Raw genomic sequence first — 16193 nt, 5'->3', positions numbered from 1 at the left:
CGGGGGCGGAGACACCTGACTCCCGCAATGCCGAGATCAGCGGATACGGTGCTGGTGTGGAGATCACAGGGGAGGACACGGCACCGGGAACCGTGCTGCTGGTGACAGCCGCGCCCGCGGGCAGGAGCTGCCTGGTGGACACGGGCAACGTGACCAACGTGCTGGCGGCCGTCGCGCCCGGCGCCTGGACGGGCACCGCGGCGGCGAGCCTGGTCGAACTCGCCGACCCCATAGACCCGCAGACGGTACTGACCCGCGTCAGAGCCGCGGCGGCCACGCCGGGCCCGCTCACCGTCGTGCTCTCCGGGCAGCTCCAGAGAGACCGCCGCCAGCACCACGTCCACCTCGCCCTCGCGAGAACCACCCCGGCGACCGTCCGCTACACCGCCCTGCCCTGGGCCTGGTTCGTCCACGAACTCCAGCAGCGCCGTCCGGGCACGACCACCGTGTACGCGGACCTGGTGGCCGACGCCGAGACCTGGCAGCACCTGCACACCGCGCCCCTGGAACTGGGCCGGGGCACGCACACGTACGGCCTGATCGCCGCCCCGCCGAAACCGCGCCAGACCGTGCAGCCGGCCTACACCCTCGCGCTGGCGCAGATCCTGCGCAGCGGTCTGCGCCTCGCCCCCGAGCGGCTCCACCAGGAGGCGTTGCAGCAGGTCGACACCAGCGGCGCCCTGGTCATCGGCCCCGCGCGTGCGCTCGACACCGCCGGGTACGCACCGCACCCCGCGGCCCCCGCGGTGGGCGCCGCGACCCGCGCCGCCGTCCCCGACACCGTCGTTCCCGGCCGGGCTGCCCCCGACACAGCCGTACCGGGCCCCGCCGTTCCGGGCCCCGTCGTCCCGGCGCAGGCGCCGCCCGGACGCGATCCGCACGCCGAGGTGTTCGCCGCGGCGAGCGCGGGACGGCACACCGAGGCGGCCGGTCTGGCCGCGGCCCACGAACAGGAAGCGCTGCGCGCTCATGGCCCGGCGTCGCCGCAGGCCGTCCACTGGATCGAGGTGCAGGCCGAACTGGCCCGCCAGGCCGAGGACCCGGCGCGCGCCAGCCAGCTGTGGATGCGCTCCGCCGTGCTGCGCCTGACATCCGGCCAGAGCCCCGAACACCCCGACGTGACGGCCGCGGTCGACCGGGCGCACCACTGCTGGCACCACGTCACCGACCCGCGTACGGTGCACGACCTGGGCGCGGAACTCGCGGCCCTGCGGTCGCAGGTCACCGGCAAGAACGGGGCCCGGGAGGACGTGCGGCGCCGCCTCGCGAGGATCGCCCCGGCGCCCAGCGGCTGACCGTCCCGGCAGTCGGGGACCGAACCGCCCGGGCACCCGGCGGCCGACCGCGCCGCGGCGGCGCCTGAGACGCCGTCAGCGAGGTTTCCTCCAAGGCTCTTTGAGCCCCTGGGGCCACCTGTACGAGGGGGAGCGGTAGGCCAAACAGATCATGTTCCGTTTCCCCGGTGCGGTCTCGCGGTGAGCCTCGGGCGTACGCCTTTTCCCGATCTGGAGGCAAGCCCATGCGTAAGCACACGATCCTCGCCGCCGCCGCCCTCGCGGCCGTCACCGTCGTCGGCGGCGCCGGCGCGGCCGTGGCGAGCCCCGGCCCGGACGGCGCCACAGCGGCCGCCAAGGTGTCGAACTCCCCAGGAGTCCTGAGCGGCAACGCGATCCAGGTCCCCATCGACCTCGGCGTCAACCTCTGCGGAAACAGCGTCGACGTGCTCGCTGTGCTCAATCCCGCTGCCGGCAACAAGTGCAAGAACCACTGACGGCAACCGGGCGAGAAAGCGTGTCCAAGTGCTGGTCAGAGCGTTGATCAGCCCAGGTGCCCGGCTCGGTCGCTCCGGGTGGGCGATGCCGTGTGCGGCTCGCCGGGCGCCCTCCACTCGAAACTCGTACAGCTAGTGCGACTGGTGCAACCAGTGCACATCACGCAAGGAGAACAAGGCATGTCCGCAATGAAGAAGATGGCCGCTGTGGCACTGGGCACCGGTGCCCTCGTCCTGGGCGCGGCGGGCCTCGCGACCGCCGACGCCGGTGCCTCCGGCGCCGCCCAGAACTCTCCCGGCGTGATCTCGGGCAACGTCATCCAGGTCCCGGTCCACGTCCCGGTCAACGTGTGCGGCAACAGCATCGACATCATCGGCCTGCTCAACCCGGCCTTCGGCAACACCTGCGTCAACGACTGACCGGATACGGCTCCCTGTAGGAGACCGCCGGTACGGCACGCTTCCGGGCGGGCGATCGCGACCGCCCGCCCGGAACACCCGCCGCCGCACCGAACGGCGTGCTGTCGGCCTACCGGACCAGTTCGGCCGGTTCGGCGAGGCGCGTCAGCTTGTGCGGGTTCGCCACCGCGTGGATCCGGGTGACCTTCCCGCTCTCCACCACGAGGCTCACCGTGGCCACCCGGCCGTCGACTTCGACGCGGCCCGCGGGCGCGCCGTTGAGCCACACCACCGAGACCGCCCGGCCCGGACGGGCGAGCAGCCGTGCCACGCTCGCCGCGCCGCGGACCGGTGCCGCCGCGGCGGCCGCGATCCCGCCGCCGTCGGCGATCATGACGACGTCCGGCGCCATGACGTCGAGGAGCGCCTGCAACTCCCCGGTGTGCAGCGCGGCGAGGAACCGCTCCACCACGGCCTGTTGCTCCGACCGGCTCACCCGCACCCGAGGCCGCCGTGCCGCCACGTGGGCGCGGGCCCGCCGCCCGATCTGCCGCACCGCCGAGGCCGACTTGCCGACCGCCTCGGCGATCTCGCCGTACGGCAGCTCGAACACCTCACGGAGCACGAACACCGCGCGTTCCGTCGGCCCCAGCGTCTCCAGGACGGTCAGCATCGCGATCGAGACGCTCTCCGCGAGCTCGACGTCATCGGCGACGTCCGGGGCCGTCAGGAGCGGCTCGGGGAGCCACTCGCCGACGTAGTCCTCGCGGCTGCGCGACAGCGACCGCAGCCGGTTGAGCGACTGCCGCGTGACGGTGCGGACCAGATAGGCCCGCGGGTCCCGCACCTCGGCACGGTCGGCGGCGGCCCACCGCAGCCAGGACTCCTGGAGCACGTCCTCCGCGTCGGCCGCCGAGCCGAGCATCTCGTAGGCGACCGTGAACAGCAGGCTGCGGTGGGCGACGAAGGGGTCGCCGCCGGTCATGCCGTCGACGCCGCGGCGGTGTCGGCGGGGCGGGCCGCGAGGGGGATCTCGCACGCGTCGGAGTACCCCTGCGAGGCGATTCCCTGTGCCGAGTTGCACCGTGCTGCGAAGTTGGCGAAGCCGATGTACACGGTGAGTTCGACCATCGCCGCCGGGCCGAGCCGGTCGAGCAGCCCGGCATGCAGCTCGTCGGTGACCGTCGTCGGGGTGTCCGTCATGGCCTCGGCGTACGCGAGCACGTCACGCTCCAGCTCCGTGAACACGTCCGACTGCCGCCAGCGCGGCACCTGGCTGGCCTTGGCCGGGTCGAGGTGCTGGTTCAGTGCCTGGAAGTAGTTGATGTCGAGGCACCAACCGCAGCCGACGTAGGCGGCGACCGCCATGTGTGCGAACGTCTTCAAGTCCGCGGGCGCCGCGTCCCACGAGCCCAGCTCGGCCGCGAACTCCTGATTGGCGCGCGCGAGCCCCGGGTGGTGCCACAGCACCTCGACGGGCTCGGGCACCGAACCGAACTGCTCCAACATGTTGTCGCGGAGCTCCGCGGGAAGCTCGGCCTTCGGAATGCGCAGCGTCATGATTTCTCCAGGTACGTAGGTTCGGCCGGGTGTCCCGTCCGTTCACCATGAAGACACCGCCCACGCCGCGCGTGTGACATCGGCGGAGGGGAATCCACGCGGGGCTCTCCCGGGTGAGCCGCGTCTCACCTGCACGGCGCCGCTTGTCTATGCAACTCGTTGCATAGAAGGATTCGGGCATGGCGCTCGAGCACGCGATCCTCGTCTCCCTCCTTGAGCAGCCGGGTTCCGGCTATGAGCTGGCCCGGCGGTTCGACCGGTCCATCGGCTACTTCTGGGCCGCCACCCACCAGCAGATCTACCGCGTTCTCAAGCGCATGGAGAGCGACGGCCTGATCGGTTCCCGCGCCGTGGCGCAGCAGGACCGGCCGGACAAGAAGGAGTACTCCGTCGGACCTCTCGGCCGGGCCGCGCTGTCCGCTTGGCTGCACGAGCCCATCGAGCCCGAGAGCGTCCGGCACGAGCTCGCCGTGAAGATCCGCGGCGCGGCCTTCGACGATCCGGCCGCACTCGTCCAGGAGGTGCAGCGGCACCGCCGGGCCCACGCCGACCGGCTCGCGCACTACCTGGCCGGTGAGCTGCGCGACTTCACCGGACCCGAGGCACCCGCGCCGCTCGACGCCGGACAGGAGCTCCAGCACGTCGTGCTGCGCGGCGGCATCGCGTACGAACGCATGACGCTCGCCTGGCTCGACGACGTGATCGCCACGCTCCGGCGGCTCGGCCCCGAACGCTGACGCCCCACACCCCCCGCCTCCCTCACCCCCGCCCCCCTCCGAGCCGGAAAGGCGACCCGCCATGGCCGACCCGCTGCTGTTCCACCCCACCACCTACGACCCGGCGCACTTCGACCCCGAGACCCGCAGGCTGCTGCGCGCGACCGTGGACTGGTTCGAGGCGCGCGGCAAGCGCAAGCTGATCGAGGACTACCGCTCGCGGGCCTGGCTCGCGGACTTCCTCGCGTTCTCCGCCGAGCAGGGCCTGTTCGCGACCTTCCTCACCCCGGCGGCCGAGGCCGGCGCCGAAGGGGGCGCGGACAAGCGCTGGGACACCGCCCGCATCGCCGCCCTCAACGAGATCCTCGGCTTCTACGGACTCGACTACTGGTACGCCTGGCAGGTCACGATCCTCGGACTCGGCCCGGTCTGGCAGAGCGACAACGCCGCCGCCCGCGCCCGCGCCGCCGAGCTCCTCGCCCAGGGCGAGGTGTTCGCCTTCGGTCTCTCCGAGAAGACCCACGGCGCCGACATCTACTCCACCGACATGCTCCTGGAGCCGGACAGCGACGGCGCCGGCGGCTTCCGGGCCACCGGCTCCAAGTACTACATCGGCAACGGCAACGCCGCCGGGCTCGTCTCCGTCTTCGGCCGCCGCACCGACGTCGAGGGCACCGACGGCTATGTCTTCTTCGCCGCCGACAGCGGCCACGAGGCGTACCGCCTGGTCAAGAACGTCGTCGACTCGTCGAAGTACGTCAGTGAGTTCCGCCTGGAGAACTGTCCCGTGCGCGCCGACGACGTCCTGCACACCGGCCGCGCCGCCTTCGACGCCGCCCTCAACACCGTCAACGTCGGCAAGTTCAACCTCTGCACCGCCTCGATCGGCATCTGCGAGCACGCGATGTACGAGGCCGTCACCCACGCCCACCACCGCGTCCTCTACGGCCGCCCCGTCACCGCGTTCCCGCACGTGCGCCGGGAGCTGACCGACGCCTATGTGCGGCTCGTCGGGATGAAGCTGTTCAGCGACCGCGCCGTGGACTACTTCCGCTCGGCGGGCCCCGACGACCGCCGCTACCTCCTCTTCAACCCGATGACGAAGATGAAGGTGACCACGGAGGGCGAGAAGGTCATCGACCTGCTGTGGGACGTCATCGCGGCCAAGGGCTTCGAGAAGGACACCTACTTCGCCCAGGCCGCCACCGAGATCCGCGGCCTGCCCAAGCTGGAGGGCACGGTCCACGTCAACCTCGCTTTGATCCTCAAGTTCATGGGCAACCACCTCCTGAACCCGGCCGGGTACGCGCCCGTGCCCACCCGCCTCGACGCGGCCGACGACGCCTTCCTCTTCCGGCAGGGACCCGCCCGCGGGCTCGGCTCCGTCCGCTTCCACGACTGGCGTGCCGCCTTCGACGCGTACGCCGGGGTCGCCAACGTCGCGCGTCTGCGCGAGCAGGCCGACGCCCTGTGCGCGTTCGTCACCACGGCCGCCCCGGACGAGAAGCAGAGCCGCGACCTGGACCTGCTCCTGGCCGTCGGGCAGCTCTTCGCCCTGGTCGTGCACGGCCAGCTGATCCTGGAGCAGGCCCGCCTGACGGACCTCGACGAGGACGTGCTCGACGAGCTGTTCGCCGTCCTCGTACGGGACTTCTCCGCACACGCCGTCGAGCTGCACGGCAAGGACTCCGCCACCGCGGACCAGCAGAGCTGGGCCCTCGGCGCGGTCCGGCGCCCGGTCGTCGACGAGGCCCGCTCGGCCCGCGTCTGGGAGCGCGTGGAGGCGCTGGCCGGGTCGTACGAGATGGCTCCCTGACGCGCGTCCTCGCGCAGGCCGGCCGGTCGCCGCACCCCGGCGGTGCGCCGACCGGCCGGCCTGCGGGGTCAGTACACGCTCACGCCGTACGCGGACAGGGCCTCGCGCACCGGCTGGTGGATCGCGGAGCCGTTGGTGCCCGTGCAGCCGGAGCTGCCGGAGTGGATGCCGAGCGCGACCGTGCCCGCGAAGTGGGCGCCGCCGCTGTCGCCGCCCGCGGAGCAGGCGGTGGTGCGGACCATGCCGTACACGGGTCCGTCACCGTAGTTGACGGTGACGTTGACGGCGGTCACGGAGCCGCTCGTCACCTTGGTGGTGGAGCCGCTCTTCTTGATCGCCTGGCCCACGACGGCGTCGGCGGCGGAGGAGATCTCCTGGTGGCCGCCGTTGTACAGGTTGACGTTGCCCGCGGGCGACGAACCGTTGGTGTAGCGGACGAGGCCGTAGTCGTTGGTGGGGAAGCTGGTCCCCTCGCGCACGCCGACGGCCGCACCACCGGACGTGGCGGACCAGTTGGCGCCGAGGTTGGTGCAGTGCCCGGCCGTCACGAAGTACTTGGTGGAGCCCTTGGCGACGTTGAAGGCGGCCGAGCAGCGCGACCCACCGCCGTAGATGGCGTCACCGCCCGCCACCTCACGCTCGAAGACGCCGGGCACGCGGCTGACGCGTACCGCGCCGTCGAGCGAGTCGGCGACGCGGCGCAGCCGGGCGAGGTCGCGGGCCGACACCGACCGGTCGGCCTGCACGGCTATCTGGTTGGTGCGCGGGTCGACGCCCCAGGACGTGCCGGTGATCTTCGCGCGGGACTCGAGGGTGTCCATGGCTGCGGCGAGCTGGGCGGCGCCGCGGGTAACCCGCCGGGGCGTCGCACCGGCGGCGCGGACGCGCTCGGCGGCGGACGCGCTGGTGACGGTGACGACCAGCTCGCCGGACCTGCGGTCGAGGTAGGTACCGGCGCTGTCGTCGCCCAACTGCCGCTCGACCCGCGCGTTGAGGGCGTTGGGGGAGTCGGCGGCCGTGGGGGCGGGAGCGGGCTCGCCCTGCGCGGCGGCGGGGACGGCGCCGAGCGCACCGAGAACGAGAGTTCCGGTGACGAGGAGGGCGGAAAGGGCCGGACGCGCACAGAAGGTGCGTCTCATGTGGGGGGCTCCTTCGACGGTGACGTGATGTGGGACGTACCGCGGTACGCGGGGGACGTACCGAGCAAGGAAAGTGGCATGCCCGCGACAATCACGCAAGGGTCTCGGTCAGGAAGGCGACGATCTCGTCGCGGGCCCGCGCGGTGGGATGGCCGTCCTGTTCGACGAGATGCGCCGTGACGACGCTGTGGGCGCAGCCGACGACGTCGCGGAAGAAGGGCGGCGGGTCGGTGCGCGCCGTCCCGGCCGACAGGACGCGGCCGTCGAACGCGTCGCCGAGCAGCGCCCGGTAGGCCGCGAACCGCTGTCCCGTGCACCAGGTGTCGTCGTCGAAGCGGTAGGCGAGCACCTTCAGCCCGTCGCGCGCGACACGCGCGGCCACGGCCGCGGCGTCCTCGGCGCCGATCTCCAGACCGGCGGGGTCGTCGAGGGGCAGGGACGGATGGTTGACCACGGGGGCGACGACGGCGGGCTCCAGCGTCATGGTCAGGGCGAAGTTGCCGGTGAAGCAGAGCCCGACCGCGCCGACGCCGGGGCCGCCGCACTCGGTGTGCGCCAGGCGGGCGAGGCCGCGCAGCCAGGAAGCGACGGGGCTCGTGCCGCCCCCGGCGAACGCGCGGAACTCGGCGCTGACACAGGCGCGCCGGAGGACCCGCTCGCCCGCGTCGGCGCTCGGATACGCGCCGTCGACGCCGAACAGGGACGGCAGATAGACGGTGAGCCCCGCGTCGCGCAGCCACCGCCCGAACCGGGCGACGTCGGGGCTGATCCCCGGCATCTCGGGCATGAGGACGACGGCGGGGCCCGTCCCGGTGACGTACACGGTCTTGGCGACGCCGTCGATGTCGACGACCCTGCGGACGAAGTCGTCCAAGGGGTCGTCCCGCAGATCTCTCGTGGTGGTCATGGGCGAGAGGATGTCGGCCCGGCGGTGCCCTCGTTGAGGGGCGGCATCGCCATGCAAGGCGGTAATATCGCCACTCCTGCCGTCACCCTTGTCGCCACCCTTCTCCGGGCGGGGAGCCGTATGAGTCCGCTGCGCGTCAGTGTCCTTGCCTATCCCGGGTGCTTCGCGTCGGAGGTGTTCGGCGTGCCCGACCTGCTCACCATGGCCACGCACGTGACCGCGGCGCGGGGCTTGCCGCAGTCCTCGTACGAGGTGTCGGTCGTCTCGCCCCGCCGACGGGTGGTCGCGTCCGGCGGCTCGCGCGTCGACGTCCGCGCGGTCCGTCCCGCCGATGTGCTGATCGTGCCGGGCTTCGCACTCTCCCCGGCGTGCGACCTGGACGTGGAGCTCGCCGCGCTGGCGCCGGAGCGCGCCGTGATCCGCGCGCAGGCCGCCGCGGGGGCCGCCGTCGTGTCGATCTGTGTCGGCGCGTTCCTCGTGGCGGAGGCCGGGCTGCTCGCCGGGCGCAGGGCCACGACGTCCTGGCTGTTCGCGGACCGGCTCGCCCGCCGGTACGCCGACGTGCGGGTGCGCAGCGAGAGCCTGGTCGTGACCGACGGCGGCGTGACGACCACGGCGGCGTTCAGCGCGATGTACGACTTCGCCCTGCGCCTCATCCGCGAGCACGACGGCCCCGGCGTCGCCCGCAGCACCGCGCGCGTCGCGCTCGTGGACGACGCGCGCTCCACCCAGGCGCCCTACGTCGACATGCGGCTGCTGCCCACGGTGGGCAGGGGGTTCTCCCACGGCGTGCAGCGGTGGCTCGACCAGCACCTCCAGGCGCGCTACGACCTGCCCGGCCTCGCCCGGACGTTCCGGGTGAGCACGAGAACCCTGCTGCGGCGCTTCGGGGACGAGACGGGTGAGACGCCGCTCGCCTATCTGCAGGGCGCGCGGGTGCGGCGGGCCAGGCTGCTCCTCGAGACGACCGACCGGACCGTCGCGAGCATCGCCGCGGACGTCGGGTACCGCGACGCCGGGACGTTCAGCGGCATCTTCGCCAGACACACGGGCCGGCGGCCGCGCGAGTACCGTGCGGCCTTCCGGCCCGCCCGGGACCGGGACGCCTGACCGCGCCGGGACGCCGGGCTCAGCCGATGAGGGCGTCGATGTGCACCGACAGGGCCTTGTGTCCTTCGGGGGAGGGGTGCAGTCCGTCGACGAGCAGGTCGGGGCGGTCGCGCAGCGGCTCCCACAGGTCGACGTGGTCGACGAAGCGGTCGGCGCACCACGTCCGCACGCGCTCGCGCAGCGCGAGGGCCCGGTCCCGGGTGAAGCGCAGGCCTTCGTAGTCGCCGGTTCGGGTTTCGTCGATCCACGCCGGGCCCACGACGACGAGCCGTGCGTTGTGGTGCCGGGCCGCGGCGGCGAGACGGTCGAGGCTGTCCGTGACATCTGCGGCACCCGTCGCGGGGGTGGTGGCCCCGGCGGTGACGGGCAGCGCGGAGTCGTTGATTCCGGCGGCGACCAGGACGGTGTCCGGCAGCCGCGGGCCGAGGAGCGGGGGCAGCTGCTCGGCGACGTCGCGCAAGGTGCTCCCGGGGACGGCCAGGTTGAAGACCCGGTGTCCGGGCTCGTCGGCGGCGATGTGGGCGGCGGCCAGATGCCCCGCCCAGCCGCCCTGCGGATCGCACCGCCCGTAGGCGATGCTGTCGCCCGCGACCACGATGCGCGCCGCCGAGCGCAGCGGCCTGGCGTCCAGGTAGGCCCAGGCGCTCTCCCCGGACGACAGGAGCACGCGGCGCCGGACGTAGTCGTCGACCTCGTAGGCGTCGGCCGCCGCGAGATCCCGGTCGGTCAGGCGCAGCACGGAGCCCGCCACTTCGGCGCCGATCCTGCGCTCCAGGGTGAGATGGACGTCGAGGCCGCTGGTGGCGATCACGGAGGGGTCGGTGATCGGCAAGGGCCTGGTCGTGTATCCGGTGAGGGATGCCGTGGCGCTGGGTACGGCTCCGCCGAAGAGCGCGTGCTGGACCGGGGCGTCCAGGAGCGTGCCGAAGGAGAACAAGGCGTGGGGGCGGGACTCGGTCACGGGGTGCGCTGCGGCCTTTCTCACAGAAACGATCAAGGCCAGCTTAGCGGGCGGGGGCGGTCATGGGAGTGCGGGGCGCTCGGCCGCGGGGGCGTCGGGGCGCCGGGGCTTCCGGCTCCCGGCGGCGGGGGCTCCCGGCCGCCGGGACGTTTGGCTGCTGAGGCCACAGACACAGCACCGGCGCCGCCGTCCACTTACGCGCTCGCGCACTCCGGATGGCCCCAGCCCTGGGCGTTCTTCGCGATCTTGTCACCGGCGGCATAGGTGCGCCCGCAGCCGCCGCACGTGCCTCTGAACTTCGCGGAGATCGTCCGGGAGCCGGACCGGGCGCGGCCCGAGCCGGAGCGTGCGGCGGGGCGGCTCTGCCGCGCGGCGCCGGAGCGTGTCGCCGTCTGGGCGGGGACGTCGGGCACGCCGCTCGCGCCGTGGGCCGTGCCGTCCGGCTCCTGGGACTGTGCCGCCTGGCTCGCGGCGTGGTCGGCGATCGCGTTCAGGGGGTCGCCGTCGACCTGGTGGGCAGGGACGTAGACGAATTCGACGGTGCGGCCCTGGAGCCGTTCGTCGATCGCCTCGACGAGCTCCCGGTTGGCCACGGGCTTGCCGGAGGCCGTCTTCCACCCCTTCCGCTTCCACCCGGGCAGCCACTCGGTGACCGCCTTCATCGCGTACTGCGAGTCCATGCGCACCTGGACCGGCACACCCGGCTCGACGGCGTCGAGGAGTTCGTGGAGCGCGGTGAGCTCGGCCACGTTGTTCGTGGCCACTCCGAGAGGGCCGGCTTCCCAGCGCACGGGAACGCCGTCGGTGTCGGCAAGGACCCAGGCCCAGGCCGCCGGGCCCGGGTTGCCCTTGGAGGCTCCGTCACATGCGGCGATCAACTGCTTCGTCATGTCCTCGATCATGCCAGGCTGCCGGAGGCGGTCGCTCCGGCGGCATGGGGAGAGCCCGGGGCGGTCGTCCCGGCGGCATGCGGGGAGCCCGAGGGGGCGCCCCGGTGTCCCCAGTGCCGCCGCTAACCCTCCGCGCTCGCGGAACCGCCGCGCCGTCGACCCGTGGCGCGGCGGGGCGCGGCGCGCCAGAGGGCGAGCGCGCCGACGAGCAGGCCGCCGCCGATGGCCGCCCACACGGCGGGGTTCTCCTCGACCCACATGCGGTGGCCGCGCGGGATGCCGATGGAGCCGAAGAGCCGGCCGTTGCGCCCGGGAACCAGACAGGCGAGGGCGAGGAAGGAGACGCAGCCGAGGGCGGACGAGACGACCAGGCGCACCGGCTGCCGATGCCTCAGCGCGGACGCGGCCAGCGCCCAGCCGCAGAGGACGCCGCTGCCGCAGAGGGCCCCGAACGCGTAGCCCGCCCCCGGTCCGAGCCCGGCCGCCCAGCGCCACAACGGGTCGCCCGCGTAGGCGGAGGCGATTCCGGCGAGCACGACGAGCCACGCCAGCTTCACCACGTGGCGCTCGGAGAGGTCGGCCATGCGCTTGGACGAACTGGCTGTGCGGGACATTGCCCCGACAGTACGCGGCCGAGTGCGACAGCCGGTGGCCGGGGTCGCGCCCGCTGCGGCCCGGCTCGGGGCGACCTCCCAGTGTGCGTGCACGGCACCGCAGTTGAACCCGGAATCAGCAAACTGGTCTATACCCTTGACTGGTATAGACCAAGAGGGTTGACTGCGCGCAATCCAACTCGCCCCACGTGGCTCGCCGCCGCACCGAGGAGTGAAGAGATTGAACGAGCGCAAGCACGCCCGTCCGATGTACTCCCCACGCCACGACGTCCACCGCGCGTCCGCGTCATCCGCCGCGGAGACGACGCGTCCCGCAGAGGGGACGACGCGCCCCGCAGCACAGCGAATTCGCCGAGGCGTCGCACGCCTGCGGCCCTTGTTCTCCTCAGCCGCCCTCGCCGGGGTCGCGGCGCTGCTCTTCGCCGCCGTCCCCGCGGCGCCCGCCGGTGCCGCGACCGCCGGCACTGACAAGGCCGCGGCACCGGCCTGCGCGACGGCCTGGAACTCCGGCTCCGTCTACACCAAGGACGCCACCGTGTCCCACGGCAACCACAACTGGCAGGCCAAGTGGTGGACCAAGGGTGAGACTCCCGGCTCCACCGGCCAGTGGGGCGTCTGGGCCGACAAGGGCGAGTGCGGCACCGGGGGAGGCAACCCCGACCCCTCGGGCTTCGTGGTGAGCAAGGCCCAGTTCGAGCAGATGTTCCCGAACAGGCAGCCCTTCTACACCTATGAGGGCCTGGTCGACGCGCTGAAGGCCTACCCGGGCTTCACCAAGACCGGCACCGACGAGGTGCGCAAGCGCGAGGCCGCAGCTTTCCTGGCCAACGTCAGCCACGAGACGGGCGGACTCGTCCACGTCGTGGAGCAGAACCAGGCCAACTACCCGCACTACTGCGACAAGAACCAGCCGTACGGCTGTCCTGCCGGTAACGCCGCGTACTACGGCCGCGGTCCGATCCAGCTCAGCTGGAACTTCAACTACAAGGCCGCCGGCGAGGCGCTCGGCATCGACCTCCTGAACAACCCCTGGCTGGTGGAGCGCGATCCGTCCGTGGCCTGGCAGACCGGCCTCTGGTACTGGAACACCCAGAAGGGCCCGGGCACGGTGACGGGCCACCAGGCGATCGTCGACGGCCACGGTTTCGGCGAGTCGATCCGCAGCATCAACGGCACCCTGGAGTGCAACGGCGGCAACCCGGCGCAGGTGCAGAGCCGCATCGACCGCTTCCAGCAGTTCGTGAAGGTCCTCGGCACCACTCCGGGCGACAGGCTGAGCTGCTGACGTCCCGCATGAGCTGACCAGGAGATGACGGGGGCGGCCGGGCCCGGGGAAGACCCCCGGGCCCGGCCGACCGTCGTCCCCCGCCCCGACGCCCGGTCCACCGCACCCGCATCCGCACCCGCGTTCACGTCCGCGCACCCGCGGCAACCGACGCATCCCTGACAACTCATGGCCGTGGGGCAGCTGTTCGAGCACTGGTCCATCGCTGTACCGTCTGGCACGACCGCACCGCCCGGCACGTCCGCATGACGGACACATGGTCGGTGAACCGTCGGTGGCGAGGAATGGAGCGACGCCGTGACCAGCCCCCTGGACCGGGTCGACACGTCGAAGGCGCACTCCGCGAGGGTGTACGACTACATCCTGGGCGGCAAGGACCACTACCCGGTCGACGTCGAGGCGGGCGACGCCATGTGCAGGCACTGGCCCTCGCTCCCCGTGCACATGCTGGAGAACCGGCGGTTCATGCACCGCGCAGGGCGCTTCCTCGCCCGGGAGAAGGGCATCCGGCAGTTCCTCGACATCGGCACCGGCCTGCCCACCGCCCCCAATCTGCACGAGGTGGTGCAGGAGGTGGCACCGGAGTCACGCGTGGTGTACGTGGACAACGACCCCATCGTCCTCACCCACGCCCGCGCCCTCCTGCAGGGCACACCCCAGGGCGCGACCGCCTATGTGGACGCCGACATGCACGACCCCGAAGCCATCCTGAACAGCCCCGAGTTCGAGGCGCTCCTCGACGTGGGCGAGCCGGTGGGCCTGATGATCATCGGTGTCCTGCACTTCATCCTGCCGCCCGACGACCGGCGTCTCGTCCGGCGCCTCCTCGACCCCCTGCCCGCGGGCAGCCATCTCGCGATGACGATCGGCACCGCGGACTTCGCCCCCGAGGAAGTCGGACGGGTCGCGCAGGAGTACGCGCGGCAGAACATGCCGATGGCGCTGCGCGACCTGCCGTCCACGACTTCCTTCTTCGACGGACTGGAGATCGTCGAGCCCGGCGTCACCCAGGTCCACAGATGGCGGCCCGGCGCGGCCCAGCGCCGGGTGGCCGACCGGGACATCGCCATGTACGGGGCGGTGGCGCGCAAGCCCTGACACCGCAGCCCGCCCCGAAGGATCGATCCCTCCCCGCACTCTCGGCCCCGTTCGGAGCCGAGACCCCCCACAAGTGAAGGGACAGCAATGGTGCACTACATACGGCTGGGAATAGCCAGCACCGCCGTAGCGGTCGCCCTGACCGCGGCACCCGCGGCGAACGCCGTGTCATCGCCGCAGCAGGCCGTGGAGAAGAAGGCCTCCGCGGTCGTGACACTCCGCTACGACGACAGCCGGGCGGCCGGCTGGGAGTCCGCGATCGCGGCCGGTGTCGCGTCGTGGAACAACAACGTCGACAACGTCAAACTCGTCGAGGCCGCACCCGGCACCCGCGCCGAGATCCAGATCGTGGCGACCAGCGGCTGGCCGCAGGCCACCCTCGGCCCGGTCCGTCCGGGCGGCCAGGGCCGTGTCGAACTCGGCAGCCAGGCGGTCACCCAGGGGCACGACAAGACCCGCATCGCCGCCCACGAGATCGGTCACAACCTGGGCCTGCCCGACACCAAGCCGGGTCCGTGCTCCCAGCTGATGTCGGGTTCGAGCGCCGGCACCAGCTGCAAGAACGCGGTGCCGAACGCGGCCGAGCAGGCCCGCGTCGAGCGCGCCTACGCGAACGGCGTCGTATCGCGCACGCCCGCCGCCGGCCGCATGCTGGTCGACGCGCGCTGACCGGCCGAGCTACCACTGAGCGACGGTGCCTGACCGCGACGTGCGGTCAGGCACCCGCGCGCCCGTCCGCGCGACGTGCGGTCAGGCACCCGCGCGCCCGTCCGCTCCCGCCGCGACGCGCACCCGTCGCCATCCCGACATCTCTCGGGCTGCTCTCCTCGGTCCTCCGGCCCCGCGGCCGCCCATCGAGACGCCGTGAGCCGGAAAACCGCGACGGACCCACGCTGTGATTCAGTTCACATACGGAATTCCGTGACGTGATCGCGAGCCGTCCCGCGAGCGGTGCTGAGCCGGTGGGGTGGCCCGCTCCCGTCGAGGCGTCCGGGTGGCCTACGGTGCCGTGTTTCGGCGCGGAGCAGGGGGAACACGGGCCGTATGCCGATTCTCAGGAAATTCGCCCGGCCGATGCTGGCATCCGTGTTCGTCACCAGCGGCGTCAATCATCTGCGGGCACCGGAGCACGTCGCGCCCGTCGCCGAGTCCGTCGCGGTGCCGCTGGCCAAACGGGTGCCCGGGCTGCCCGAGGATCCCGCGGAGCTGGTGCGGATCAACGCGGTGGTGCAGGTGGGAGCCGGGCTGCTGCTGTCCATCGGCCGCTTCCCGCGCCTGTCGGCGCTGGCCCTCGCGGGGTCGCTGGTGCCGACGACGCTGGCCGGGCACGCGTGGTGGCAGGAGAAGGACGAGGAGAAGCGGGCCGCGCAGCGCATCCACTTCATGAAGAACCTCTCCCTCTTCGGCGGCCTGCTCATCGCGGCGGCCGACACCCACGGCAAGCCGTCCCTGGCCTACCGCACCCGCCACGCCGCCCGCGACGCGAGCCGCGCCACCCGCCACCGGGCCCACGAGTCCGCCACCGCGGTCCGCACGACGGCCGCTTCGGTGCGCGACCACCTCCCCACCGCCTGACCGCCCCGCACGACGACGCGCCCCGCGTCGCTCCGCCGTCACGGCGTCGAGCGATGCCGGGGCGCTTCTCCATGTCCGCCGATTCGCCCGGACGAGGGCAACCTCGCTGAGGTGTTCTACGCCGTCCCCTGCGCCGCGGCCTACGCCAATGGAAGCACCCGGGGCGGCGCGCGTCGGTGCCGCCCGCCCGGCCCGGAGGGGCGGCCCGAATGGCCGGGACGGAACGCCGCGGGAGCGTTCCGGTGTGCGAATGCCGCGTTCGGGGGCGGCGGGAGCAGCGGGGCTGGCGAGAAAGCGGCGGTTTCGTGGCAGGTCCGGACCGCAGTCGCTACGGTGTGCGCAGCCCGATGCG

17 protein-coding genes are annotated in these 16193 nt (G+C 72.7%); 10 read left to right on the top strand and 7 right to left on the bottom strand.

Features of this window, described 5'->3' with window-relative positions; genetic code table 11:
* Window positions 1–56 precede the first annotated feature (56 nt).
* The 3 genes from GPA10_RS28695 (at window position 57) to GPA10_RS28685 (ending at window position 2191) form a co-directional block, all read left to right on the top strand.
* A complete protein-coding gene (locus tag GPA10_RS28695) occupies window positions 57–1295 on the top strand; it encodes a serine/threonine-protein kinase (protein WP_343041421.1) in 1239 nt (412 codons plus the stop codon).
* Window positions 1296–1519: 224 nt separating this feature from the next.
* Window positions 1520–1771, top strand: a complete 252-nt coding sequence (locus tag GPA10_RS28690; RefSeq protein WP_157168029.1) for a chaplin — start codon at window positions 1520–1522, stop codon at window positions 1769–1771.
* A 180-nt stretch (window positions 1772–1951) separates the two neighbouring features.
* Window positions 1952–2191, top strand: a complete 240-nt coding sequence (locus GPA10_RS28685) for a chaplin (protein WP_058850942.1) — start codon at window positions 1952–1954, stop codon at window positions 2189–2191.
* A 109-nt stretch (window positions 2192–2300) separates the two neighbouring features.
* Here the strand turns inward: GPA10_RS28685 and GPA10_RS28680 are convergent, their stop codons facing one another.
* A complete protein-coding gene (locus tag GPA10_RS28680) occupies window positions 2301–3155 on the bottom strand; it encodes an RNA polymerase sigma-70 factor (protein WP_157168084.1) in 855 nt (284 codons plus the stop codon).
* Window positions 3152–3730, bottom strand: coding sequence for a carboxymuconolactone decarboxylase family protein (locus GPA10_RS28675; protein WP_157168028.1), 579 nt, complete (start codon window positions 3728–3730; stop codon window positions 3152–3154). The genes GPA10_RS28680 and GPA10_RS28675 overlap by 4 nt, the downstream gene beginning before the upstream one ends.
* A gap of 179 nt (window positions 3731–3909) precedes the next feature.
* Here GPA10_RS28675 and GPA10_RS28670 point away from each other — a divergent pair, with 179 nt between their 5' ends.
* Both GPA10_RS28670 and GPA10_RS28665 read left to right on the top strand, forming a co-directional pair.
* Window positions 3910–4467 carry a PadR family transcriptional regulator gene (locus tag GPA10_RS28670; RefSeq protein ID WP_058850945.1) on the top strand — a complete coding sequence of 186 codons (558 nt, stop codon included), beginning with the start codon at window positions 3910–3912 and terminating at the stop codon, window positions 4465–4467.
* 61 nt (window positions 4468–4528) lie between these two features.
* A complete protein-coding gene (locus tag GPA10_RS28665) occupies window positions 4529–6262 on the top strand; it encodes an acyl-CoA dehydrogenase family protein (RefSeq protein ID WP_157168027.1) in 1734 nt (577 codons plus the stop codon).
* 68 nt (window positions 6263–6330) lie between these two features.
* On the opposite strand, the gene GPA10_RS28660 is transcribed toward GPA10_RS28665, so the two are convergent.
* Both GPA10_RS28660 and GPA10_RS28655 read right to left on the bottom strand, forming a co-directional pair.
* Window positions 6331–7401, bottom strand: coding sequence for a S1 family peptidase (locus GPA10_RS28660; RefSeq protein ID WP_157168026.1), 1071 nt, complete (start codon window positions 7399–7401; stop codon window positions 6331–6333).
* A gap of 91 nt (window positions 7402–7492) precedes the next feature.
* Window positions 7493–8308 (bottom strand): dienelactone hydrolase family protein, encoded by an 816-nt coding sequence (locus GPA10_RS28655; protein ID WP_157168025.1) that lies wholly within the window; start codon window positions 8306–8308, stop codon window positions 7493–7495.
* Between the two features lie 120 nt (window positions 8309–8428).
* On the opposite strand from GPA10_RS28655, the gene GPA10_RS28650 reads away from it, so the two are divergent.
* Entirely contained in the window at window positions 8429–9418 is a 990-nt protein-coding gene (locus tag GPA10_RS28650) for a GlxA family transcriptional regulator (RefSeq protein WP_157168024.1), read from the top strand.
* Window positions 9419–9437: 19 nt separating this feature from the next.
* On the opposite strand, the gene GPA10_RS28645 is transcribed toward GPA10_RS28650, so the two are convergent.
* From GPA10_RS28645 to GPA10_RS28635, 3 genes are all read right to left on the bottom strand, one after another.
* Window positions 9438–10403, bottom strand: a complete 966-nt coding sequence (locus GPA10_RS28645) for a GDSL-type esterase/lipase family protein (RefSeq protein ID WP_343041420.1) — start codon at window positions 10401–10403, stop codon at window positions 9438–9440.
* Between the two features lie 170 nt (window positions 10404–10573).
* Window positions 10574–11269: a ribonuclease H family protein gene (locus tag GPA10_RS28640; RefSeq protein WP_425505825.1), complete on the bottom strand. Its 696-nt coding sequence runs from the start codon at window positions 11267–11269 to the stop codon at window positions 10574–10576.
* Between the two features lie 122 nt (window positions 11270–11391).
* Window positions 11392–11883: a hypothetical protein gene (locus GPA10_RS28635; protein ID WP_157168022.1), complete on the bottom strand. Its 492-nt coding sequence runs from the start codon at window positions 11881–11883 to the stop codon at window positions 11392–11394.
* A gap of 367 nt (window positions 11884–12250) precedes the next feature.
* On the opposite strand from GPA10_RS28635, the gene GPA10_RS28630 reads away from it, so the two are divergent.
* The 4 genes from GPA10_RS28630 to GPA10_RS28615 all read left to right on the top strand — a co-directional run bounded on the left by GPA10_RS28630 (window position 12251) and on the right by GPA10_RS28615 (window position 15841).
* Entirely contained in the window at window positions 12251–13168 is a 918-nt protein-coding gene (locus tag GPA10_RS28630; RefSeq protein ID WP_425505827.1) for a glycoside hydrolase family 19 protein, read from the top strand.
* 297 nt (window positions 13169–13465) lie between these two features.
* Window positions 13466–14266: an SAM-dependent methyltransferase gene (locus tag GPA10_RS28625; protein WP_058845545.1), complete on the top strand. Its 801-nt coding sequence runs from the start codon at window positions 13466–13468 to the stop codon at window positions 14264–14266.
* 87 nt (window positions 14267–14353) lie between these two features.
* Window positions 14354–14935 carry a snapalysin family zinc-dependent metalloprotease gene (locus GPA10_RS28620; protein ID WP_058845546.1) on the top strand — a complete coding sequence of 194 codons (582 nt, stop codon included), beginning with the start codon at window positions 14354–14356 and terminating at the stop codon, window positions 14933–14935.
* A 375-nt stretch (window positions 14936–15310) separates the two neighbouring features.
* On the top strand, window positions 15311–15841 hold the full coding sequence (locus tag GPA10_RS28615) for a DoxX family protein (RefSeq protein WP_058845547.1): 531 nt from the start codon (window positions 15311–15313) through the stop codon (window positions 15839–15841).
* The last annotated feature ends 352 nt before the right edge of the window (window positions 15842–16193 follow it).

Source organism: Streptomyces typhae, assembly GCF_009755605.1.
Classification (GTDB): domain Bacteria; phylum Actinomycetota; class Actinomycetes; order Streptomycetales; family Streptomycetaceae; genus Streptomyces; species Streptomyces typhae.
The sequence above is the reverse complement of the archived record's forward strand: the minus strand, read 5'-3'. Positions and strand labels throughout refer to the sequence as shown.